At 36.3% G+C, this 22,233-nt stretch carries 20 protein-coding genes and 6 tRNA genes; 2 read left to right on the top strand and 24 right to left on the bottom strand.

Features of this window, described 5'->3' with window-relative positions; translation table 11 throughout:
- Nucleotides 1-119: 119 nt before the first annotated feature.
- From glmS to cdaA, 16 genes are all read right to left on the bottom strand, one after another.
- Nucleotides 120-1,949, bottom strand: coding sequence for a glutamine--fructose-6-phosphate transaminase (isomerizing) (gene glmS / locus CHB72_RS21995; RefSeq protein ID WP_089285022.1), 1,830 nt, complete (start codon nt 1,947-1,949; stop codon nt 120-122).
- A 468-nt stretch (nt 1,950-2,417) separates the two neighbouring features.
- Complete coding sequence (gene glmM / locus CHB72_RS21990; protein ID WP_089285021.1) at nt 2,418-3,764, bottom strand: phosphoglucosamine mutase; 1,347 nt, start codon at nt 3,762-3,764, stop codon at nt 2,418-2,420.
- 135 nt (nt 3,765-3,899) lie between these two features.
- Nucleotides 3,900-5,516, bottom strand: a complete 1,617-nt coding sequence (locus CHB72_RS21985) for a carbon starvation CstA family protein (protein WP_089285020.1) — start codon at nt 5,514-5,516, stop codon at nt 3,900-3,902.
- A 36-nt stretch (nt 5,517-5,552) separates the two neighbouring features.
- Nucleotides 5,553-6,053 (bottom strand): hypothetical protein, encoded by a 501-nt coding sequence (locus CHB72_RS21980; protein WP_089285019.1) that lies wholly within the window; start codon nt 6,051-6,053, stop codon nt 5,553-5,555.
- A gap of 487 nt (nt 6,054-6,540) precedes the next feature.
- A complete protein-coding gene (locus CHB72_RS21975; protein ID WP_089285018.1) occupies nt 6,541-7,086 on the bottom strand; it encodes a 2-oxoacid:acceptor oxidoreductase family protein in 546 nt (181 codons plus the stop codon).
- A 1-nt stretch (nt 7,087) separates the two neighbouring features.
- Nucleotides 7,088-7,834, bottom strand: coding sequence for a thiamine pyrophosphate-dependent enzyme (locus tag CHB72_RS21970; RefSeq protein WP_089285017.1), 747 nt, complete (start codon nt 7,832-7,834; stop codon nt 7,088-7,090).
- Nucleotides 7,834-8,898, bottom strand: coding sequence for a 3-methyl-2-oxobutanoate dehydrogenase subunit VorB (locus CHB72_RS21965; RefSeq protein ID WP_089285016.1), 1,065 nt, complete (start codon nt 8,896-8,898; stop codon nt 7,834-7,836). The genes CHB72_RS21970 and CHB72_RS21965 overlap by 1 nt, the downstream gene beginning before the upstream one ends.
- Nucleotides 8,899-8,925: 27 nt before the next feature.
- Entirely contained in the window at nt 8,926-9,150 is a 225-nt protein-coding gene (locus tag CHB72_RS21960) for a 4Fe-4S dicluster domain-containing protein (protein ID WP_089285015.1), read from the bottom strand.
- A 29-nt stretch (nt 9,151-9,179) separates the two neighbouring features.
- Complete coding sequence (locus tag CHB72_RS21955; RefSeq protein ID WP_089285014.1) at nt 9,180-9,851, bottom strand: nucleotide-binding protein; 672 nt, start codon at nt 9,849-9,851, stop codon at nt 9,180-9,182.
- A gap of 63 nt (nt 9,852-9,914) precedes the next feature.
- Nucleotides 9,915-10,991, bottom strand: coding sequence for a butyrate kinase (gene buk, locus CHB72_RS21950; protein WP_089285042.1), 1,077 nt, complete (start codon nt 10,989-10,991; stop codon nt 9,915-9,917).
- A gap of 19 nt (nt 10,992-11,010) precedes the next feature.
- Nucleotides 11,011-11,919 (bottom strand): phosphate butyryltransferase, encoded by a 909-nt coding sequence (locus CHB72_RS21945; protein WP_089285013.1) that lies wholly within the window; start codon nt 11,917-11,919, stop codon nt 11,011-11,013.
- Nucleotides 11,912-12,088, bottom strand: coding sequence for a hypothetical protein (locus tag CHB72_RS26830; protein ID WP_176431537.1), 177 nt, complete (start codon nt 12,086-12,088; stop codon nt 11,912-11,914). The genes CHB72_RS21945 and CHB72_RS26830 overlap by 8 nt, the downstream gene beginning before the upstream one ends.
- 57 nt (nt 12,089-12,145) lie before the next feature.
- Nucleotides 12,146-12,319, bottom strand: a complete 174-nt coding sequence (locus CHB72_RS26075; RefSeq protein WP_141131544.1) for a Butyrate kinase — start codon at nt 12,317-12,319, stop codon at nt 12,146-12,148.
- Nucleotides 12,320-12,535: 216 nt separating this feature from the next.
- Entirely contained in the window at nt 12,536-14,266 is a 1,731-nt protein-coding gene (locus CHB72_RS21940) for a sigma-54 interaction domain-containing protein (protein WP_089285012.1), read from the bottom strand.
- Between the two features lie 91 nt (nt 14,267-14,357).
- Entirely contained in the window at nt 14,358-15,584 is a 1,227-nt protein-coding gene (locus CHB72_RS21935; RefSeq protein ID WP_089285011.1) for a CdaR family protein, read from the bottom strand.
- Nucleotides 15,581-16,405 (bottom strand): diadenylate cyclase CdaA, encoded by an 825-nt coding sequence (gene cdaA / locus CHB72_RS21930; protein WP_089285010.1) that lies wholly within the window; start codon nt 16,403-16,405, stop codon nt 15,581-15,583. The genes CHB72_RS21935 and cdaA overlap by 4 nt, the downstream gene beginning before the upstream one ends.
- 359 nt (nt 16,406-16,764) lie before the next feature.
- Here cdaA and CHB72_RS21925 point away from each other — a divergent pair, with 359 nt between their 5' ends.
- Complete coding sequence (locus tag CHB72_RS21925; RefSeq protein WP_089285009.1) at nt 16,765-17,460, top strand: BON domain-containing protein; 696 nt, start codon at nt 16,765-16,767, stop codon at nt 17,458-17,460.
- A gap of 274 nt (nt 17,461-17,734) precedes the next feature.
- A complete protein-coding gene (locus tag CHB72_RS21920; RefSeq protein ID WP_089285008.1) occupies nt 17,735-18,970 on the top strand; it encodes an argininosuccinate synthase in 1,236 nt (411 codons plus the stop codon).
- Nucleotides 18,971-19,034: 64 nt separating this feature from the next.
- Here the strand turns inward: CHB72_RS21920 and CHB72_RS21915 are convergent, their stop codons facing one another.
- From CHB72_RS21915 to CHB72_RS21880, 8 genes are all read right to left on the bottom strand, one after another.
- Nucleotides 19,035-20,117, bottom strand: a complete 1,083-nt coding sequence (locus CHB72_RS21915; protein ID WP_089285007.1) for a shikimate dehydrogenase — start codon at nt 20,115-20,117, stop codon at nt 19,035-19,037.
- Between the two features lie 5 nt (nt 20,118-20,122).
- A complete protein-coding gene (locus CHB72_RS21910) occupies nt 20,123-21,538 on the bottom strand; it encodes an aspartate aminotransferase family protein (RefSeq protein WP_089285041.1) in 1,416 nt (471 codons plus the stop codon).
- A gap of 165 nt (nt 21,539-21,703) precedes the next feature.
- Nucleotides 21,704-21,786: transfer RNA gene (locus tag CHB72_RS21905), tRNA-Leu, on the bottom strand.
- Nucleotides 21,787-21,802: 16 nt separating this feature from the next.
- A tRNA-Thr gene (locus CHB72_RS21900) sits at nt 21,803-21,878 on the bottom strand.
- Between the two features lie 7 nt (nt 21,879-21,885).
- Nucleotides 21,886-21,962: transfer RNA gene (locus tag CHB72_RS21895), tRNA-Asp, on the bottom strand.
- Nucleotides 21,963-21,978: 16 nt separating this feature from the next.
- Nucleotides 21,979-22,054, bottom strand: a tRNA-Val gene (locus CHB72_RS21890).
- 6 nt (nt 22,055-22,060) lie between these two features.
- A tRNA-Glu gene (locus CHB72_RS21885) sits at nt 22,061-22,135 on the bottom strand.
- A 3-nt stretch (nt 22,136-22,138) separates the two neighbouring features.
- Nucleotides 22,139-22,213: transfer RNA gene (locus CHB72_RS21880), tRNA-Asn, on the bottom strand.
- Between the last annotated feature and the right edge of the window lie 20 nt (nt 22,214-22,233).

Genomic DNA, 22,233 nt, shown 5'->3' with positions numbered 1-22,233 from the left:
CCTCTTCCTGCAAATACCCACCGGGCTTTCACTAATCTTTATTATTTTTTATCAATCTTTATTCTTATTCACCAGACTTTATTATGATTCGATAAATCCTAACTACGCCTTGGCAATAATTATTCTACAGTAACACTTTTTGCTAAATTTTTTGGCTTATCTACATCGCAGCCTCTTGCTACAGCAATAAAGTAAGCAAAAAGCTGTAATGGTATAATACTTAGTACCGGCGTCAGTTCATCCATAGTGTTAGGAATATAAAGTACCACATCAGCAGTTTTTTCTACTTCTTTATTTCCCTCTTTGGCAACTGCTACTACATAAGCTCCTCTGGCTCTTACTTCCTGTATATTAGATAGCATTTTATCATAAAGGTGATCTTGAGTCGCTAAAGCCATCACCAATGTACCTTTTTCAATCAAAGCAATTGTTCCATGTTTAAGTTCTCCAGCAGCAATAGCAAAAGAATTTATATAGGAAATTTCCTTTAGCTTTAAGGAACCTTCATGGGCTACGTTGACATCCAACCCCCTACCCATAAAAAAGACACTTTCATTGCTAAATTGTGCATCTCCTAAATGTTGTATTTTATCGATATCTCCTAAAATTCCTTTTACCTTTTCAGGCAGAGTTTTTAGTTCCTGAATAACCTTTTTATACTCTTCGTTGCTGATACTATCAGCTGTTTTGGCCATATGCAATGCAATTAAATACATCGCAATTAGTTGTGTGGTATATGCTTTGGTGGAGGCTACTGCAATTTCTGGTCCTGCCCAAGTATAAAAAACATCGTGGGACTCTCTTGCTACGGAGCTTCCTACAACATTGACAATCGACAGTATCCTAGCACCTTTTCTCTTGGCTTCCCTTAAGGCTGCTAACGTGTCTAGTGTTTCTCCTGACTGACTAACAGCAATAAATAAAGTGTTTTCATCTACAAAAGGATCACGGTATCTAAACTCGGAAGCAACATCCACTTCCACAGGTATCCTGGCCAACTTCTCTATTGCATACCTACCTACTAACCCAGCATGATATGCAGTACCGCAGGCAACAATATAAATTTTATTAATATGCTCTAAATCCTCTTTTGTTAGTTTAATACCATCCAGTACAATATTGTCTTCTTTATCCAATCTTCTCATTAAGGTTTCTGAAACCCCTTTAGGCTGCTCATTGATTTCCTTAATCATAAAGTGTTGGTAACCTTCTTTTTCTGCTGATTCAGCATCCCAAGTAACATGGAAAATTTCTCGGTTCATCTGTTGACCAAGCTCATTGAAAATCTTCACTTCATCCTTTGTCAACAAAACAACCTCGTCATTTTCAATCAAATGCATTTTTTTTGTATATTTCAAAAGTGCTGGTATGTCAGAGGCAATAAAATTCTCCCCGTCTCCTAACCCTACAATTAACGGGCTATCTTTTCGCACAGCTACAATTTTATCTGGTTCTTCTTTGCAAACTACACCAATAGCATAGGCTCCTTCCATTTTTGCAATAGCCTTATAAACTGCCTGCAGTATATCTCCATCATAATAGTGATCAATTAAATGGGCAATTACCTCTGTGTCGGTTTCAGATTTAAAACTAATTCCTTTCTCTTCAATTAACCATTCCTTTATCTTCATGTAATTTTCAATAATACCATTATGGATAACAGCTATATTTCCTGCAACATTCGTATGCGGATGAGCATTACGATCCGATGGTTCACCATGAGTTGCCCATCTTGTGTGCCCTATACCTACAGCTCCCGTTAAGGTTTCTTGTTTCAAATGGTCTGCCAAAACACTTAGTCTTCCTTGATATTTTCTCACATGAATTTCACCATCATGATGAACAGCAATCCCAGCTGAATCATATCCTCTATATTCTAGTTTCCCTAGTCCCTCTATGAGAACAGGTACTGCTTCTTTATTCCCTATATATCCAACGATTCCACACATGTTATAATCTCCTCTCAATTCTTTAAATCTAAAGAATTTCTATTTTTATATTTTTTTCAAAAACACAATAATTATCCAATGCAAGTTATTCATTAAAGTCACTTTTCAAAAAGACAATAAAAAACCAAGCCTCTACAAATATTTCAAAAAATATTTTTACAGACCCTTCACTAAGATCATTTTGTACCATCAATTGCTTGACGGCTTTGTAGATCCGTTATCGGTGGTGAATCACACCGCAGGGCATCCGCCGATATCTCGATAAACCCTGTTCCTCGTCAACTTAGATCTCATTTCTTCCGCAGCAATCTAAGTCCAGGCGCTTTCTTTTCAATTTTTAATGTTTTTCAGCATAAACATCCCCCCCCCTTATTAGTTTATGTCTTGGGGTCAGTTTCGCCACTAACCCCAAGCTGTTTTCACTCTGTATAAGCGACTAACACGAAATTGAAGATTTCGGTTATCTACTTAAGTTAATCTTGTTTCAATTAGTTTAGCTAACTCTATAGCTAATTTGTTAAGCTCTTCTTGATCCTTTCCTTCCAACATCACTCTAACTAAAGGCTCTGTACCTGAAGGTCGAATTAATACTCTTCCTTGACCATTCATTATTTCTTCAATCCTGTTGATTTCTTTCATAATCATTTCATCTTGAAGGTAAGCTTCCTTATTTTCATTCTTTACTTTAGCGTTCACTAGTATCTGTGGATAAGAGGTCATCATAGCCGCCAATTCAGACAGTTTCTTTCCTTCTTCTTTAACAGTTGCCATCAATTGTAGAGCAGTTAAAAGCCCATCCCCTGTTGTATTATAGTCTAAGAAAATAATATGTCCTGATTGCTCTCCTCCTAGAGAATATCCTTGCTTTACCATTTCTTCTAAAACATATCGATCGCCAACCTTGGTTTTTACAATATGACAACCCTGCCCCTGCATAGCAATATCTAAACCTATATTGCTCATTACAGTTGCAACAATAGTATCTTTCTTCAATCTATTGTGTTTCTTTAAATAAAATCCGCATATATTCATTATATGATCACCATCGACAATCTGACACTGGTTATCTACAGCTATCAGCCGATCAGCATCGCCATCAAAAGCAACACCTATGTCTGCTTTTGTTTCTTCCACCAGTTTTTGCAATACTTCTGGATGAGTCGATCCACAGTTCAAATTAATATTGATACCATCTGGTTGCTGATTAATAATATGCACCTCTGCTCCAAGCTCCTTTAATATTTGAGGAGCTGCTCTAAAGACCGCTCCGTTGGCAGCATCTATAGCAATTTTCAAACCACTTAAATCCTGTTGGATCGTAGTCTTAAGATAGTCAATATATAACTTTGTAGCGTCCTCTAGATAAGTAAGCTTGCCAATAGCCTTACCTTGTGGTCGAGTTTCAACATCCTTATTATTTAATATATAGTTTTCTATCTCATCCTCTATTTCATCTGGTAGTTTATAACCTTGATAATTAAAAAATTTGATTCCGTTGTACTCTGCTGGATTATGAGATGCAGATATTACTACACCGCATTCCGCCTTTAAATGTCTTGTCAAATAAGCCACTGCCGGTGTTGGCAGTACACCTAGACTTATTACATTTATCCCCATTGACAAGAATCCTGATGTCATAGCTGATTCAAGAAGATCTCCGGAAATCCTGGTATCCTTTCCTATGACAACGCTTCCCTGTTTTTTCTCTTTTAAAAGAACGTAGGCACCAATCCTTCCTAGCTTATATGCTAGTTCTGGTGTTAATTCTTTATTAGCAATTCCTCTCACGCCATCGGTTCCAAATAGTTTCCCCATAGACTTAAAACTCCCTTCCAAATGGGTATCACTTAATTTTATCATATCTATAGTATATGTACAACAAAGGAAAATTTCTCATAGAAAAAGGAAGGATAACAATTATCCTTCCTAAATTTGAGGTTTTTTTATTTATTATGCTTTTGTAGTTTTCTTAGGTTCGGTTGCAGTCATAATGTGATATCCTTGATAAGCCAATACAAGGGCTAAGACGAACAGTAAAACTGGGAATACAACGAGTATTATATTGCCAACAGCAAGGTTTGCTTTGATCAAGAATCCTAATGCAAATAAAGTTACGGCAAACATAAATACCATTGGAATTATAAACATACTATAGTTTTTACCAGATTTCTTCAACCATACAGCTACTGTCATCAATGCAAGTGCTGATAGTAACTGATTAGCTGAACCGAAGATTGGCCATATTTTAGTATATTCTGTAACTGCCAACAAACCACCTAATACAACTGTAATTCCTGTAGCTACATACATATTAGCTAATGGGTGTGATTTTTGTGAGCCTTCCTCATTAAAGTATTCTTGGAAAATAAATCTTGCTAATCTTGTGGCTGTATCTAAGCTAGTTAAAGCAAAAGCTGATACAGCTAAGGCAACAAAGGATTTACCAACAGTAAAAGGAATGCCAAAGCTAGTCATAAAGGTTCCTATACCATCGGAGAATACATTAACCGGTCCACCTGCTCCTAATAATTCACCTAATTTTTCTCTACTAACATAGGCTGCTGTAATAATAGCTACTGTTGCCAATACACCCTCTATTAGCATACTACCGTAACCAATAAGCTTTGCATCACTTTCTTTATCTATCTGCTTAGATGAGGTTCCAGATCCAACTAGGGAGTGGAATCCAGAGATAGCACCACAGGCTACAGTTACAAATAGCATTGGGAACAACCATTGTCCATTTACATTAAAGCCAGTAACAGCTTCTAATTGAATGGCTGGTCTTGTAATAAATAAGCCTAAAACTGCTCCAGCGATCATGGCATATAATAAATAAGAGTTTAAGTAATCTCTAGGCTGTAATAAAATCCAAACTGGTGTTACAGACGCTATAAATATATAAGCTAATAAAAAGGTAACCCAAGTATTGAAGCTTAAAGATAGTGGGAACATATTTCCTATAGCTATACAGATAAATAATAAGATAACACCAATCACACTACCTATTCCTAAAGAAACGCCTTTTCTATAAACTGCGAAACCAAATACGATTGCTAAAACAATAAATAATAAAGATGCTGTTGCTGCTTGAGGAACACTTACAAAGGTGTTGGCAACAATATTAGTAAATGCTGCAACAACCAATAATAGAGTTAACCAAGCAAAGCTAGCAAATAATTTCTTTCCTCTTTTACCCATGTTAATTTCAATAACTTCTCCGATGGATTTGCCATCATGTCGAATAGAAGCTAATAAAGAACCAAAGTCATGTACACCACCAAAGAAAATGCTACCAACAATAATCCAAAGTAGTACAGGCAACCAACCAAAGATAGCTGCTGCGATAGGTCCACTGATTGGTCCAGCCCCTGCGATCGATGCAAAGTGATGTCCTAATAATACTGGTGCCTTTGCAGGTACATAGTCAACGCCATCTCCTTTTGTATGGGCAGGTGTTTTTCGACTATTGTCAATTCCCCACTGCTTTGCCAGCCATGCACCATAGGTTACATAAGCGATTAGAAATACAACAACTGAAATAAGAATTAATACTAATGAGTTCATGGTAATCCTCCTTTTAAAATTAGATTTACTTCCTTTCTAATCATTCATTTGATAAAACTTTTTAACCTCCCTCCCTCTTCTATTACATATTACTTCCCCTTTGTCGAGGTCAACTACCAATAGCCTAATATATACCCAGCCTTTAAAACCAAAGGCGAAGCTTCGCATAAACTTAAATTTTTCAATCATCTTTCTTAAGTCTTTTCCACTCCCTTTTTCCACAACAATGATTCCAGTAATAACTGTGGACATATGCTCACTATGGGGGTCTACATAATCCTCCGCAGCCCGCATAAGATGATCTGTGAACTGCAATAGTTCTTTTTCCTCCAGTTCTGTAAAGGTTTTCACAAAAATGAATTCATTATTTTCAATGGCATAGATAGTAAGTTTTTTGCTGGCGATATATTTTTCACTTCTAATAAAGGATTTTGCAAACAATTGATATTCAGTATTTATATAATTATATGACTTTTCTATATCGAAATATTTTGATAATTTTATTTCCATATTTTCTAAGTAGTATTCTATCTTCATTTCCTCACCCTTTACATTTTGATGGTAGTATAAATTAAATTATCCTTTAACTACATTTTACAAATTTTTTAGCATTTAGTATGAAAATAATACTGAAATGTATGAATTGTTGCTTAAAATGTACAAAACTATGTATTAAGTGCATTGTTTATTAATTTATTATGTACTGAATTTACTCTGCAATAAATTCATTGAAAATTAATTTATTTGTGTTTTATAATACAGCATAATATATTTTCACAACTTAATAAAGCTGTTCTTTAGTGGAAATTATAGGCATTTATTATATAAATTTTTGCAAAGAACGCTGAGAATAACTTCTATTTTGGGTTTTTATAAAATCGTATAAACTTTTATTTACTACCTTAGAAAAAAAGGTTTATGAATCTTATGAAAAACTGGCAGAAGCTATGAATAACAATGAAGATACTATACTTTTGAACATGAAAAAAGCACCCTAGATGATAAGGTGCTTTCCTATGTTCATTTATCCTCTAACTACTGCTGCTCCTCTTTCAAGGGCTTCTTTGTTTAGTGGAATAAGATGCTCCTTGCCAGCACCATATACCTTCTTAAACGCTTCTATTACAGAATCCACTGATACAGCTTTTGTCAACTCTAAGTAAGCGCCTAGCATTACCATGTTGGCAACTCTTAGATTTCCAATTTCGTTTGCAATCTCGTTCGCTGGTATATAATAGTCCTCTACATCTTGTCTCTCAGCTTTTTTTTCGATTAATGAGCTGTTAATCAACACTCTTCCATTTGCTCTTAGGTTCTTCTCAAATTTGATTAATGAAGGTAGGTTCATTACAATTACTGCAGTAGCATCCTGTGTTATGATAGGAGAACCGATTAAGCTATCAGATACAATTACTGAACAGTTTGCAGTACCTCCACGCATCTCTGGTCCATAGGAGGGCAACCAAGATACTTGTTTGTTTTCAATCATTCCAGCATAGGTTAACAATTGCCCCATAGACATAACTCCTTGACCCCCAAAGCCCGCCATAATAATCTTTTCTGTTGACATATTATTTCCCCTCCTCTGGTGTGCGGAAGTTTCCTAATGGATAATAAGGAATCATATTTTCTTCCAGCCATTTTAATGAATCTACTGGTGTAATACCCCAGTTGGTAGGACAAGTAGATAATACTTCAACAATTCCAAAGCCTTTACCTTCTAATTGTATTTCAAAAGCTTTTTTAATGGCCTTTTTCGCCTTTCTTATATGAGGTACATCGTGTACTGATACCCGCTCTACAAATACAGCACCATCAATAGTTGCCATCATTTCAGATATTCTCAAAGGCATTCCAGTTAACTCCTGTTTTCTACCCTCTTGAGAAGTAGTAGTTTTTTGTCCTATCAAGGTAGTTGGAGCCATCTGCCCACCAGTCATACCATAAATCGCATTGTTTACGAATATAGTTGTAAATTTTTCACTTCTATGAGCCGCATGAATAATTTCAGCAGTTCCGATGGAGGCCAAGTCTCCATCTCCTTGATAGGTAAATACTACGTGCTCTGGCAATACTCTTTTTATTCCAGTTGCTACAGCAGGAGCTCTACCATGGGATGCCTCATGCATATCACAGTTAAAATAGTCATAAGCCAAAACAGAGCATCCAACCGGTGCTACACCAACGGTTTTTCCTATTACCCCTAACTCCTCTAATACTTCTGCAACCAATCTATGGATCACACCATGGGTACATCCTGGACAATAGTGAAATTGTTTATCGGTTAAACCTTGTGTCTTTTCAAATACAACTGTCATTATTTTGCACCCCCTAAAATATCTTTCACCTTCGCTGCAATCGCTTCAGGTGTAGGAATCATACCTCCAGCTCTTCCATAGAATTCTACTGGAAGTCTTCCTTCGTTGGCGATTTTCACGTCATCAATCATTTGTCCCATACTCATTTCTACACTTAATAAAGCTTTAGCTGTGGCTGGGATTTCCTTGAAGGCTTTGTAAGGGAATGGCCATAGAGTAATAGGTCGAATCAATCCTACTTTAATGCCTTCTTTTTCTAGAGCATCTACAGCATTTTTTGCGATTCTTGCTGTTGTACCATAGGCAACCATTACAACCTCGGCATCCTCCATTTTATACATTTCATATCTTACTTCTTTTTCTTCCATCTCTTTATATTTCTTATCAAGCTTAATATTGTGTTTTTCTAACTCTTCTGGATCTAATGCAAGTGAATTAATAATGTTTGGCTTTCTTGAACTATTGGTTCCTGTTGTTGCCCAATCCTTTGTAGGTAGTTCTCTCTTTGTAGCAGGCTCTCTAAACTCAACAGGCTCCATCATCTGTCCGATCATACCGTCTCCTATTACCATTACTGGGTTTCTATAATAATCAGCTGCGTCAAAGGCTTCTATTACTAAGTCTACCGCTTCTTGAAGACTGGCAGGTGCATAGACTAATAATCTATAATCACCATTTCCACCGCCTCTTGTGGATTGGAAATAATCGGCCTGTGATGGTTGGATACCTCCTAGTCCCGGGCCTCCTCTGCTGATATTTACGATAACACATGGAAGTTCAGCACCAGCGATATAGGTAATACCCTCTTGTTTTAAGGCAATTCCTGGTGAAGAAGAAGATGTCATAACCCTTGCACCTGTCCCTGCTGCACCATAGACCATATTGATGGCAGCTACCTCTGATTCCGCCTGTACATAAACGCCATCTACCTTAGGCATTTCCTTTGACATAAATTCCGGCAATTCATTTTGCGGAGTAATTGGATATCCAAAGAAGTATCTACACCCTGCTTTGATGGCAGCTGCACCTATTGCTTCGTTACCCTTCATTAATATTCTAGTCATTGTATTCCCTCCTCACAATTGATCTCTCTATTTTTCTCTCTCAACTTTTATTACTAAATCCGGACAAATCGTTGCACAGTTGGCACAACCGATACATTTATCCATTTCTTCAACAGTTGCTGGATGATAACCTTTGATATTGATTCTCTTTTTATCCATTTTAACAATTTTCACTGGACAGACAGTTGTACATAATTCGCATCCTTTACAGCGATCCTCGTTAAATTTTACTTTTCCTTTTGCCTTTGCCATTGTCAAACCTCCTAAACTATTTAATATGTTTACATCCATTCTTCTCTCATAATCATTTTTATAGGCATAATTGTCCCTTCTAGATTGCCAGGAAGCTTTTCAGCTACCTCATGAATGGCAGTGATATATTTAATGGGTGTATTGAGAGCTCCAGCTACTTTACTGCAAAGCTCCTGGCCCTTAATAACCTCTTCAACGGTTGTGTGTCTCAACAAATGTGTATTGTTAATGAGTCCTGTAACCTTGGCACCGGAGGTGTTTTCCATAGACTGAATATGTTGTAGCACGCCTTCTACAGTTGATGTGTCACCACGATTGGCATTGATCACACAAAACATATCATAATCCTTTGGATTCCAATATTCTTTGTATCGTGCTAGTGCCCTGGCTCCTACTGCATCTCCACCCACATCCAATATTACATCATAACTTTTATCCTGCAAAGGTCCCAAAACATCCCCTGTCACTGATGGTAAATCTGACCCTGAGCCTTTGATATAGCTTGCTATTACTTTGATACCATATCCCTCAAGAAGGCTTTCCTTTTCTCTACTGCGAAAGTAGGGGTTAACAATATCTAGATCTGCTAATGCAATCTTCTTATTTTCCTTGGCAAGATTGATGGCATAGTTCACTGCAAATTCAGTTTTCCCACTACCATAATGTCCAATTATAATTCGGATTCTACGATCCTTTAGCATATTTATCACCTTTTTCACTCTACATAAGCGCTTGCCACGAAATCAAAGATTTTGACCATTTGCTTACTGATATTGTTGTGCTTCTTCTTCTCCTCTAAGCACCCTTAGAGCACCCTCAGTCAAAGCAATCATTTCATCCTCACCTGGGTACACTAAAACTTCAGTGATGAAGGACACTCTATCTTGAATCCATCCTGTAAACATTTTGTCATAGGCAATACCACCAGTTAGGATGATGGCATTTACATTACCCTTTAATACCGCTGCTGCAGCTCCTATATCCTTGGCCACTTGATAAGCCATTGCTTTGTAGAGGGTTTCTGCCTTTTTATCGCCAGCTTCAATCATCTTTACGACTTCTCTTCCATCATTTGTTCCTAGATAAGCAACTAGTCCACCTTGTCCTACTAGCTTTTTCTTAATCTCATCATGGGTATACTTACCAGAAAAGCACAGTTTTGCAAAATCCCCTGCTGGCAAACCCCCTGTTCTTTCGGGTGAAAAAGGACCTTCTCCATCTAATGCATTATTTACATCAATGACTTTTCCCTTTTCATGAGCACCAACAGAGATTCCACCTCCTAAATGGGCTACGATGAAATTAAAGTCTTGATAATTTCCACCTTTATCATTTGCTGCTCTTCTAGCTACTGCCTTTTGGTTGAGGGCATGGAATATACTCTTTCTTTCCAATTCAGGCATTCCAGAGATTCTTGCAATATCCTGCATTTCATCTACCACTACAGGGTCTACGATAAAGGGAGGAATGTTTAATTGTGTCGCTATTTCATAAGCGATTACCCCACCTAAATTAGAGGCATGCTGCCCTAGAACTCCCTTTTTCAAATCTTCAAGCATGTTGTCATCAACCTTATAGGTGCCCCCAGCTATAGGCTTTAGCAGTCCGCCTCTACCTACTACTGCTGCAAGCTTGGTAATATTAATCCCCTTCTCATTTAAGGTTTCAAGGATAACATTTTTTCTAAATTCGTATTGATCAAAAATTGTATTATATTTGCTTAACTCTTCAGTAGAATGCCTTAACACTTCTTCAAATACTGGCTTTTCGTTATCAAATATAGCAATTTTTGTAGATGTAGAGCCTGGATTAATGGCTAATATTCTGTAAGTCTCACTCATTGCTACTTCCACCTTTCGACTAAAATAATTTTGCTGCACATAATACTCCTAAAGCTATAGAATATAGCTTTGCTTCATCACTATCAGCTCTTGAAGTTAACACGATAGGTGCCTTAGCTCCTACAATCACTCCAGCATTTTTTGCTCCAGCGAAAAATACCATGGATTTATATAACACATTTCCCGCTTCAATGTCTGGTGCCAATAAGATATCCGCATAACCTGCCACTGGATGATCAATTCCCTTATGCTTTGCCGCTTCCACTGATACAGCATTATCTAGTGCAAAAGGTCCTCCTACTAGACAACCTTTAATTTCACTTTTTTCGCTCATTTCTTGAAGAGCTGCTGCATCCATAGTATCTGGCATCTTAGGATTTGCCTTTTCCTTAGCACAGATCACAGCAACCTTTGGTTCCTCTATGTCCAAAGCGTGGGCCACTTGAACTGCATTCTCGGTAATTTGCTTTTTTGTTTGTAAATCTGGAGCAATGTTCATAGCTGCATCTGTAACAAGGAACATTCTATCATAACCTTTTACATCAAATACAGCTACATGGCTTAATACATTTCCTGTTCTCAAGCCTATTTCTCCATCTAATACTGCCTTTAAAATAACAGAGGTATCTACTAAGCCCTTCATCACCATATGAGCCTTTCCACTGGAAACTAGTTCCACAGCCTTTCTTGAGGCCTCGGTAGCATCCTTAATATCCATCACTTGAAATTGGCCTAAATCAATATTCTTTTCTGCAGCAATAGCTTGCATCTTTTCTAGATCTCCTACTAAGATAGCCTCAGCGATTCCTTCTTTTTTTGCTTCATTAACAGCTACTAATACTTCTACATCTTCTGCACAAGCTACTGATACGATCTTAGGACCTCGCTCTTTAGCAATCTTCATTACATCTTGAAAATTTCTAATCATTGATTTTTACCTCTTTCTCATAAATTTTAAATTCCTCTTCTCCTCTAATAACCCTTAAAACTCCTTCATTTAAAGTCTTCATTTCATCTTCCCCTACATGAATCACAATTAGATCCTTAATCATTGCTTCAGTTACTTTATAGGCTCCACCTGGTAAGGGTCGTAGCAAACCACCTCTACCTACGACTGCTAGTAGTTGTTCTGTACTGACTTCTATCTCTTGAAGTCATTTTAAAATGATACTTTTTCTTAATTCATATTGATCAGTGATTTTAGTAAACTCTTCTAATTCTGTGGGAGAGTGATTTAACTTCTTCTCATAAATATTTTCTTCTTCTTTAAATAACGAGACTTTTGTAGAGGTTGACCCAGGATTAATGACTAGTATGTATTCTCTCAATATTTTTTCACCCCACATAGTTTTTGTATATATTCTATTATCTGTTTATTTGCAAAAGCTATGCCAATTTTCATGGTTTCGACATTTTTTTATAGACGTTGCAATACCAATTAAATCCCTTATGAATCTTTTTTATAATTTTCATATAATTAGTCGTAACACCATAGTATGCATTTTTTTGCATGAAAAAAGTTGCATGATACCATGCAACTTTTTTCATCGATTGTCTATATGATATTTTTCCATTTTGTAATATAGATTTCTAAGAGAAATTTTTAATTCCTTTGATGTCATTGTTCTATTTCCATAATATTTGTTTAAAACATCTGTAATATGTTTCTTCTCCACGTCTTCCAATATCTCCTTTAAACTATGTTCCTTATTGTCAGCAAATTCTTCCTTAGACTTCTTTTTACTCTCGATGAGGTTATTGGCTATATCAATAATTTTAGGTAAATGTTCTTCTCTAATAGTTTTGTCAGTATACTTCATGTTAATGAAGGCTCTGCCAATATAATTTTCAAGCTCTCTAACATTTCCTGGCCAATCGTATGCTAACAAGCTTTCTAAAGCCTCCTTTGAGATATCCTCTACATTTCTACCATACTCTTGGTTAAATTTGTTTATCAAATGAAGAGTGAGTGGATGTATATCATTTTTACGTTTTCTAAGGGGTGGTATCTCAATAGGAATAACATTTAGTCTATAATACAGATCTTCTCTAAATTTCCCCTTCTTCACAGCATTCTCTAAAGCTATATTGGTGGCGGCAATTACTCTAACATCAATGTTAACAGCCTTTGTACTGCCTACCCTGACAACCTCCCTCTCCTGCAGCACCCTTAGGAGTTTCGCCTGGGTACTTATAGGAATTTCCGTAATCTCATCTAGAAAAATGGTACCTCCATGAGCTTCTTCAAATAATCCCCTCTTGCCACCTTTTCTTGCACCTGTAAAAGCTCCTTCTACATAACCGAATAATTCACTTTCCAATAGGCTTTCACTAATAGCTGCACAATTTACCCTTACAAACTGATTGTATCTTCGTTGTGAAAGATTATGAATCGCATGAGCGAATAGTTCCTTACCTGTACCACTTTCACCTCTTAACAATACAGTAGCTGGTGTCATAGCTGTCTGCTTTGCCTTCCCTAATGCTGCCTGCATTTCTTGGTCTTCTGCAATAATATCATCAAAAAGATACTTCGCCTCCAGCTTACGGATAATCTGTTTTGCTGTCATTAATTCATCAGTTAATTTTTTTATTTCTGTCAAGTCATGAAGCACACCGACACTTCCCTTTAACTCTCCATCTACGACAATTGGTGCTGCATGAACTAATACTTCTTTTTTTTGAGGTCCTATCCTCAATCTTGCATTTTTTACAGGTTTTTTAGTTTTTAAAACCTGTAAATGAATACTGTCTCCTTCAGCGATATCTACTGTGACAGGCTTTCCAATGATATTTTTTTCTGTAAGACCTGTCACCCTTGTATAGGCAGGGTTAATCAAGACTCCAATACCATTTTCATCACATACAGAAATAGCATCTTGAGTTGAGTGAAAAATCCCCTCCAAGAGACTTTGCATCTCCTTCAGCTTATAAATTTGATGAGTTAGATCCATTACTTCACTTATATCTCTAAAAATAGCTACTGCCCCTATTACTTTTCCATCTTCATCCTTTACTGGCATACGACTGGTAATAATCGTTGTATTCCCTAATGGTTGTTTTTGATTTAACTCAGACTCTCCTGTTTTTAATATATAGGGCAGGCGAGTACTGGTAATCACCTCCTGCACTGGTATCCCTAAAACCGCTTTTTCCATAAAACCTGTAATTCTTTCAGCTGACCGATTGAAGAGGGTAATTCGTCCTTTATCATTTATAGCAATCACTGCATCATTAGTGCTTCTCAAAATGACGTCTAATTCTTGTTTTTTCACCTTCTACATCACCCCCATTACAACAAAAGTCCTTAAAGGACTTTTGTTAGATTCAAACAAAGTTAAGTTGTATTTAATCTCTTTAGCGCTTTTAGCTGTTTTCAGATATTACTCTAATATTTACAGATTTAGGAATTAATTGAATTTCCTTAGCCCTTCTTTCTATTAAGAAAGGGACTTCCACAACAGGTTCCACAGTGTATTGGTTTTCTTCTAGCCCCTCCATATCAATAATGATATTAATATTATCGCTATTTACAGCCTCTAGTACTGTTTCGTTTGCCAGTATCCTTACCTGTAACTCATTTGGTATATCATTGGTGTCTATCCTTAATCCAGGTGCTAGATTCTTAAAGTTTATGTTATCCCTTGCTATATCAAAGATTTCTTCAACTAAAGAGTCTACAGTAATGGCTAAATTCACTTCTGTACTATCTACTACAGCAATGCCCTCTGGAAGATTTAAACTAACTCTTCTTGATATGTTCTCAGAAATATTGTTAATGGCAATCGCTTCTGTATCAATATTTTCAACAGTATCTACAATTTCCTGTTGTCCTCGTATTGTCACAGTACTTGGTTCAACAGAAATATTATTTATTTCATACCCTTCGGCGGCAGTTACTTCTACAATAGGGTTAATATCTACTGTTTTAAGCTGATCTATAGGTAAATTTACATTCACATGGGTTGTTTGCAACCTAACATTTGGTACTTCTTCTTTCCTACTATTTAGTGGTCTTAAAGAATAGGAAGTATTGATGTTTTGAAACTCCTCTGATAGTTTAATCGTTGCCTCCACTACCTCAACAGAATTTACTAAGCTTTCCGCACCTTCAACCCATACTACTGTTGGTTCATGTTGTAGCTCTCCTAAAGTATATCCCCTACGAGGGGCGCCTTCAATAACAACATTGACAGGCTTTTGTTTGCTTATGATCTCCTCTAACTCCACCCTGATAAAACGAGGGTTCCAGTCAACTTCCACTTCCCCTGGTACAGTAACCTCTACTGGAATATTATTAATTCCTGGTCTAAAGCCTAAAATATCCGCAGTTGCTCTTATTTGTCCTCTAGTTATCCTTTGCACTTCATCTCTTCTACCAACTATTCGTACTCTAATAGTATGGTCTGTTTCTCCTTTAATAGCCAGCCCTGACTGAAGCATTTCTTCTGCATTTAAAAATTCTACAGGAATATTTTGTTCATCCTTAGTTATCCTAGGATTAATTTCACTCATAACATATACCCAAATAGTTAAGGCAAAGAAAATAGCAAATATTTTAGGCATTAGGTTTTTCTGATTAAAGTTGCTCATTTTTTATGCCTCCATTTCAACTTTAAAAATTGCCACTGTTTGTTTTCAGGAGATTGAAAGCTATTGGTTAGTACTGTTCTTAAACCATTTGCATCTAAAAATCTTATAAGCTTTCCATTCTCCGCTATAGAAATAGCACCTGTCTCTTCAGACACAATCGCTACGATAGCATCAGAACGTTCTGTAATTCCGATTCCTGCCCTATGTCTTGTTCCTAAATCCTTACTTAGATTATTGCTTTCTGTCAAAGGCAAAAAACAACCTGCTGCTAGAATTTGGCTTTTCCTAATAACAACAGCACCATCATGCAATGGCGTATTTGGCATAAATATATTAATCAATAGTCCTCTTGATATTTTACCATTAATAGGAGTTCCTGTTTCTACCACTTCATTCAAACCTGTATCCTTCTCTAACACCATAAGGGCTCCAATTTTTTGCCTAGATAAAGAACCTGCTGCTTCTACAATTTCCTCCACCATCATATTAATTTCCTCATGCTCAATATCAACGATGGATTTAGTAAGAAACTTTGTTCTCCCAATATATTCTAAAGCTCGCCTCATCTCAGGCTGAAACACGATTAATAAAGCAATTAAACCTACCGTCATGGTATTTCTTAATATCCAATTGATAGCATGTAATTGTAACCATTCGCTTAATTGCGTTGCTAGAAGCAGGACTACAATACCCTTGATTAATTGTTCAGCCCTCGTTTCTCTGATTAGCATATAAAGTTTATAAAATACGAAGGCTACAATAGCCATATCGGCAATATCACGCATTCCAACATTTCGAATAATTTCCATTAAATCCTGCATCTAAAACACCTCTTAGTATTCTTCAATTTCTTATAATATTTGTAGTATTTATATTTCCATATGAGAAAGTAAAAACCCTTCTTCTAATCCACAAGAAATTATATTTCTAAAAAAATTTCCATATATCATTCAACTAAAACTTTATTTTGTATTTATCTTTTATTATAAGGGTTTTATACAACTTTTAAAATGATTTTTATGACCTACTTATTAAACTTTATCATAATTTATATATCCTTCGTATTATAGTCAAAAAAGTGAACTTCTAGATAAAAGTAGAGATAATTTATTAACTTTTAAACATATTTTCAATAAATTGAGATAAACTAATCTTAAAAGAGTAGGAAAGGAAGAATACAATGTCTAACAAACGTAAAAATGTAATTATTGATGATAAAATCCCCACAAAGGATCAGTTAATCGTAGATTATATAAAAGACCAATTGGAAGAAAAAATGGAAGAAAGTGCAATGGATATCAACGTCTTCTGTAAAGATGGCTACGTTCATATGTCTGGTATGGTAGATGTATTAGCGGAAAAGAAGTTTGCAGAAGAAGTTGCTTCCAAAATACAAGGAGTAAGAAAAATCGAAAATAAAATTACAATTGCAATGGATAGCAATATTAACGACAAGCATATAGAAAAAGAAGTTTTAAATAAATTGCATCATTCAAACGATAGTACAGTTGGTATAGGTGCAAAGGTAGAAAAAGGTGTTGTCAGTCTTATGGGTCATGTAGATACCTTAAAAAATTGTCACGTTGCCATGCGGTTAACTGCAGAGGTTCGAGGAGTAAAGGATGTAGTCAATAATATTAACATTGAAAGCCATGGCAAATATACAGATGATGCCATCAGCAACAAAATTTTGGAGGAACTTAGTAAATCTCCTTTAGACTATAGAGATATTACTCGAAGGGTTTCTAATGGGGAAGTTACCTTATGGGGTGCTCTAGATACCTATAAAGATATTGAAATGGCAAAAGAAATTGCAATGGGTGTAGAAGGTGTAATCAAGGTGAGAAACAATATCCATGTTGCTAAAAATAGATAATATTTTTATAGATATATTTTATAGGATTAAAGCAGAGAAAGTTTTCTGCTTTAATTTTTTTCGTCATATTTATTCAACATTATTTATATTATGCATTTATTTTTTCTATTTATATTGTCATAATTATTAGATATTTAGCTGAAAAAGCAGTTATTATACATCTATACATAAATATAAATTTTTTTTGCATAAATATTTAAAAAGTACTTGCATATTTATTCATGATTGCTTATAATTATATTTATAAGAACAGATTTATTTGGAGGGATTCTATATGAAAAAAGAAAAGGTTGTTTTAGCATATTCTGGAGGACTTGATACATCCGTTATATTAAAGTGGTTAGAAAATACTTATCAGTATGAAGTTATTGCTGTATGTGTAGACGTTGGGCAAGAAGAAGATTTTGCTGCAGTTAAAGAGAAGGCTTTATCTACTGGTGCTATCAAAGCCTATGTGGTAGATGTAAAAGAAGAATTCATCACTGATTACATTTATCCTACCCTTAAAGCAGGCGCTGTATATGAAGATGATTACTTATTAGGTACTTCTTTTGCTAGACCGTTAATTGCAAAAAAGCTTGTGGAAATTGCTGAAAAGGAAGGCGCTATAGCTATTGCCCATGGAGCTACTGGTAAAGGTAATGATCAAGTTCGTTTTGAAGCTTCCATTAAAGCATTGAATCCTTATATTAAGCTTATCGCTCCTTGGCGTATTTGGGACTTGAAATCTAGAGAAGATTGTATTGATTATGCGTTAAAAAATAACATTCCTATTCCTGTTACTAAAAAAGACATCTATAGTCGTGATAGCAATATATGGCATATAAGCCATGAGGGTGGTAATCTAGAGAACCCATGGAATGAGCATGAAACTTCTATTTATAAAATGTCTGTAGCACCAGAAGATGCTCCTGATACACCTGCCTATGTAGAGATTGGATTTGAAGCTGGCATTCCTGTAGCTCTCGATGGCGTAAAGTATACCCCAGTCGATTTAATCACTAAATTAAATCAGCTTGGTGGGGCTCACGGTGTAGGTATTATCGACATTGTTGAAAATAGACTTGTAGGTATGAAGTCCCGTGGTGTTTATGAAACTCCTGGTGGAACCCTATTATTCGAGGCTCATAAATCCTTGGAAAAATTAGCTTTAGATAGAGCAACTACGAGTTTCAAGAAGGGGATTTCTGAGAAATATGCACAGTTAGTTTATGATGGCCTTTGGTTCACACCATTAAAAGAAGCTTTAGATCAATTCGTTGACAGCACACAACAATATGTAACTGGTGTTGTAAAAATGAAACTTTACAAAGGTACTTGTACAGCTGTGGCTTCCACATCCCCTTATTCTCTATACAATGAAGAGTTCGTTACCTTTGGTGAAGATGATGTATATAATCAAAAAGATGCTGAAGGCTTTATTAATCTATTTGCCTTACCTATGACGATACGTTCACTTATGAAATTTGATAAGGAAAATAAAGATAAAACAAACAAACAGGTTATATAGCATTACTCATTCTCATTAAAGGAGGGACTTAAATCTAAGATTTTGAGTCCCTTCCTTATACATGTTATTTAACTTCCTGTGCTAGTCTCATGTTCATTAAAACCTCGTCAATATATTCTTCATTAACTACCCTTTCAAAGCTTCTAAAACCAGCTAGTTTAAACCCATGCTTTTTTGCTAATTTATTGATTTCATCAACCTTTTCAATATGTATGTCTCTACCTAGACTAAAGTTATCATATCTTTTTTCTAAGGCTAGAATCATGGTTTCCGCCATGCAAGCGTAAGCTTGTTTCGGAGGAAATCCAAAGTTAAAATTAAATTCTACCTCCTCTGGCACTTGTATCACACCACCTTCAATTACTAGAACATCGTTCCTCATATCTTTAACCCTTTTAGAAACATCTCTAGGTCTTGCTACATCACAAACAACCGCTCCAGACTTAATATCTTCTGGATATATGATCTCTTCAATACTACTGGTCACAGTAATAACTGCATCTGCATTCCTCATGCCCTTCCTTAAATCGATAGTACATTCAATATCAACTTCTTCATACTTTTTCTTTAAATTATCTTTTACACCTTCCAATTTGTCTAGGTTTGTTCCTACTAATGTAAGCTTTTTGCTGTCTCTGCAGGCAAGTTCAGCACATACTCTACCTATAGAACCATTTGCTCCTACGATAGTAACCTCACTGTCCTCGATTTTTCTTCCCAACAGCCTCAACGCATCTTTAGTGGCCTCATAGGCTGCTGCCACCGTATAGCTGTTCCCTGTAGTTACAGCAATATTTAAATTCTCAGCTATGGTAACTCCTGCATCCCCTACTACTGATGTATGGGCACCTAGTCCTAAAATTTTTGCTCCTTTTTTTTCAGCAACTTTACCAGCTTCTATAATTTTATCAATTACCTTTTTTTCTGGTAATACTGTCATCATTCTTGTCGTCAAAGGTAATCCTATAAACCAACCCTCGGCTTGATTGTATGGACTACATAAATTAGTAATGTGGGAAACCTCCGAAGGAGAGATCCTACTAGCCAATCTTTCTACAAACGTCTCTGGTAGTAATTTTAATCCTTTGTACTTTCTGTAAATATCATCTATCCCAATGGGATGTATTAGAAACGCAAACTTTTCCATTATTTTTATCTCCTTAAAATTGATCGAAATAGATTTCCAAAATTATTAATTGCTAAATCTGTTACTCCTTTGTATTTACTTAAAATTTCATCCAATGCACCGACAAAATAATCAATTTCTTCATAAGAAATTGTTAAAGGGGGTTCTATGCGTATAACGTTTGGATTGTTTAGTGTATAAGCAGTAATAATTTTATGCTCATTTAATAACTCTGTAGCTATCAAGCCTCCCACATATTCTTCTAAAGTATCCGCAGTTTTACCTCTAACGAACTTATTCAAAAATCTATTGTCCTTTATAGATTGAAATTCTAGTCCAAGCATTAATCCTTTACCTCTTACATCCTTCAATAGTGGATATACTTTCTGTAAGTGTCGTAGTTTCTCTATAAAGTATGCTCCCTTCTCTCCAGCTTCTTCTACTAAACGATTCTCATGTATATATTCCACTGTAGCAACACCAGCGGCAGTAGCCCAAGTATTTCCCCCAAAGGTTGATGTATGTAATAAGCATTTTTCCATACTACCATACCCTTTATTCCATGCTTCTGTAGTCGCAATGTATGCTCCAATAGGCATAAGTCCTCCCCCAAGCGCCTTCGCCATACATAATATATCTGGAGAAACATGATCTTCTTCACTAGCAAACCAATAACCAGTTCTTCCAAATCCAGTTTGAACCTCATCAACAATGAGCATTACATCATGCTGTTTACATAAATCTTCAGCAGCTTTTAAATATCCCTTCGGAGAAACAATAATTCCACCTTCTCCTTGAACCGGCTCCACAATAAAAGCTGCAACATCATCAAATTGTCTTAGAACATCCCGTAATCCATAGATATCACCATAAGGAATTTCTTCCGCCAAAGGAACCAGAGGTCCAAAGTATTGTTTATATTTATTTCTTCCTGTAACGGAGAGAGCCCCCATCGACTTCCCATGGAAGGATCCTTCACAATAGATTATTCTTGATTTTCCTGTGGCTATTTTAGCTAACTTTAATGCTCCTTCTACAGCTTCCGCTCCACTATTACAGAAAAAAGTATGCTTTAAATTTCCTGGAGTAATAGAAGCCAAATTTTTTGCTAACACTGTTGTGATAGGATTGATAGCCGTTTGTAAGAGGTTAGGCATCTCCAATACTTTTTCAATTTTTTCCCTAACAAATTCATTGTTATGCCCTATGTTTAGAGCACCATAAGCGCCTAGAAAATCAATATATTCTACATTTTTATGATCCCATACCTTTGTATCCCTTGCTCTTACAAATTGCTTGCTTAAACCTAATAGGCCTAAAAGGTTAGCCAGCTGTGGATTAACATATTCTTTGTAATACTGATCTATTTCCTCTTTTTCCAAAAGTAATGCATCTTCAAGAATAAGAAGCTTTTTGTCTTTACTACCAATATAATCTTCCATTATCTTCACCTCTTCTATATCTATCTTCATTCATTTACATAAAATTCTACTCCTTATAATATTTTCCATATAGGTATCTACTTATACTTCCAATTAAAATGCAAAAAAAGACAAAAAAAGACAAAAAAAGACAACGATAAACAATCGTTGTCTTTTTTTGTAAATTGGTGCGGGTGGAGGGACTTGAACCCCCACGGTCGCCCGCTAGATCCTAAGTCTAGTGCGTCTGCCAATTCCGCCACACCCGCGTGTGTATATTGCATATGGAGCTGGTGATGGGACTCGAACCCGCAACCTGCTGATTACAAATCAGCTGCTCTGCCAATTGAGCTACACCAGCATATATATGGCGACCTGGAAGGGGCTCGAACCCTCGACCTCCAGCGTGACAGGCTGGCATTCTAACCAACTGAACTACCAGGCCGCAATCTTTTTTTAAATGGTGGGAACAACAGGGTTCGAACCTGTGACCCCCTGCTTGTAAGGCAGGTGCTCTCCCAGCTGAGCTATGCTCCCTAATATTGGTGACCCCTAGGGGAATCGAACCCCTGTTACCGCCGTGAAAGGGCGGTGTCTTGACCGCTTGACCAAGGGGCCAAATGGCTCCAGAGAGAGGACTCGAACCTCCAACCTACCGGTTAACAGCCGGGTGCTCCACCATTGAGCTACTCTGGATCAAACCATGTCGCAACGAC

This window comes from Anaerovirgula multivorans (assembly GCF_900188145.1).
Classification (GTDB): domain Bacteria; phylum Bacillota; class Clostridia; order Peptostreptococcales; family Natronincolaceae; genus Anaerovirgula; species Anaerovirgula multivorans.
Note: the sequence above shows the minus strand (reverse complement) of the source record. Positions and strands in the feature narration are given on the sequence as shown.

Bases quoted from the DNA above. Each gene is read 5' to 3' on its own strand.
- glmS (WP_089285022.1), bottom strand. From the start codon at position 1,949: ATGTGTGGAATCGTTGGATATATAGGGAATAAAGAAGCAGTACCTGTT.
- glmM (WP_089285021.1), bottom strand. From the start codon at position 3,764: ATGGGGAAACTATTTGGAACCGATGGCGTGAGAGGAATTGCTAATAAA.
- CHB72_RS21985 (WP_089285020.1), bottom strand. From the start codon at position 5,516: ATGAACTCATTAGTATTAATTCTTATTTCAGTTGTTGTATTTCTAATC.
- CHB72_RS21980 (WP_089285019.1), bottom strand. From the start codon at position 6,053: ATGAAGATAGAATACTACTTAGAAAATATGGAAATAAAATTATCAAAA.
- CHB72_RS21975 (WP_089285018.1), bottom strand. From the start codon at position 7,086: ATGTCAACAGAAAAGATTATTATGGCGGGCTTTGGGGGTCAAGGAGTT.
- CHB72_RS21970 (WP_089285017.1), bottom strand. From the start codon at position 7,834: ATGACAGTTGTATTTGAAAAGACACAAGGTTTAACCGATAAACAATTT.
- CHB72_RS21965 (WP_089285016.1), bottom strand. From the start codon at position 8,898: ATGACTAGAATATTAATGAAGGGTAACGAAGCAATAGGTGCAGCTGCC.
- CHB72_RS21960 (WP_089285015.1), bottom strand. From the start codon at position 9,150: ATGGCAAAGGCAAAAGGAAAAGTAAAATTTAACGAGGATCGCTGTAAA.
- CHB72_RS21955 (WP_089285014.1), bottom strand. From the start codon at position 9,851: ATGCTAAAGGATCGTAGAATCCGAATTATAATTGGACATTATGGTAGT.
- buk (WP_089285042.1), bottom strand. From the start codon at position 10,991: ATGAGTGAGACTTACAGAATATTAGCCATTAATCCAGGCTCTACATCT.
- CHB72_RS21945 (WP_089285013.1), bottom strand. From the start codon at position 11,919: ATGATTAGAAATTTTCAAGATGTAATGAAGATTGCTAAAGAGCGAGGT.
- CHB72_RS21935 (WP_089285011.1), bottom strand. From the start codon at position 15,584: ATGAGCAACTTTAATCAGAAAAACCTAATGCCTAAAATATTTGCTATT.
- cdaA (WP_089285010.1), bottom strand. From the start codon at position 16,405: ATGCAGGATTTAATGGAAATTATTCGAAATGTTGGAATGCGTGATATT.
- CHB72_RS21925 (WP_089285009.1), top strand. From the start codon at position 16,765: ATGTCTAACAAACGTAAAAATGTAATTATTGATGATAAAATCCCCACA.
- CHB72_RS21920 (WP_089285008.1), top strand. From the start codon at position 17,735: ATGAAAAAAGAAAAGGTTGTTTTAGCATATTCTGGAGGACTTGATACA.
- CHB72_RS21915 (WP_089285007.1), bottom strand. From the start codon at position 20,117: ATGGAAAAGTTTGCGTTTCTAATACATCCCATTGGGATAGATGATATT.
- CHB72_RS21910 (WP_089285041.1), bottom strand. From the start codon at position 21,538: ATGGAAGATTATATTGGTAGTAAAGACAAAAAGCTTCTTATTCTTGAA.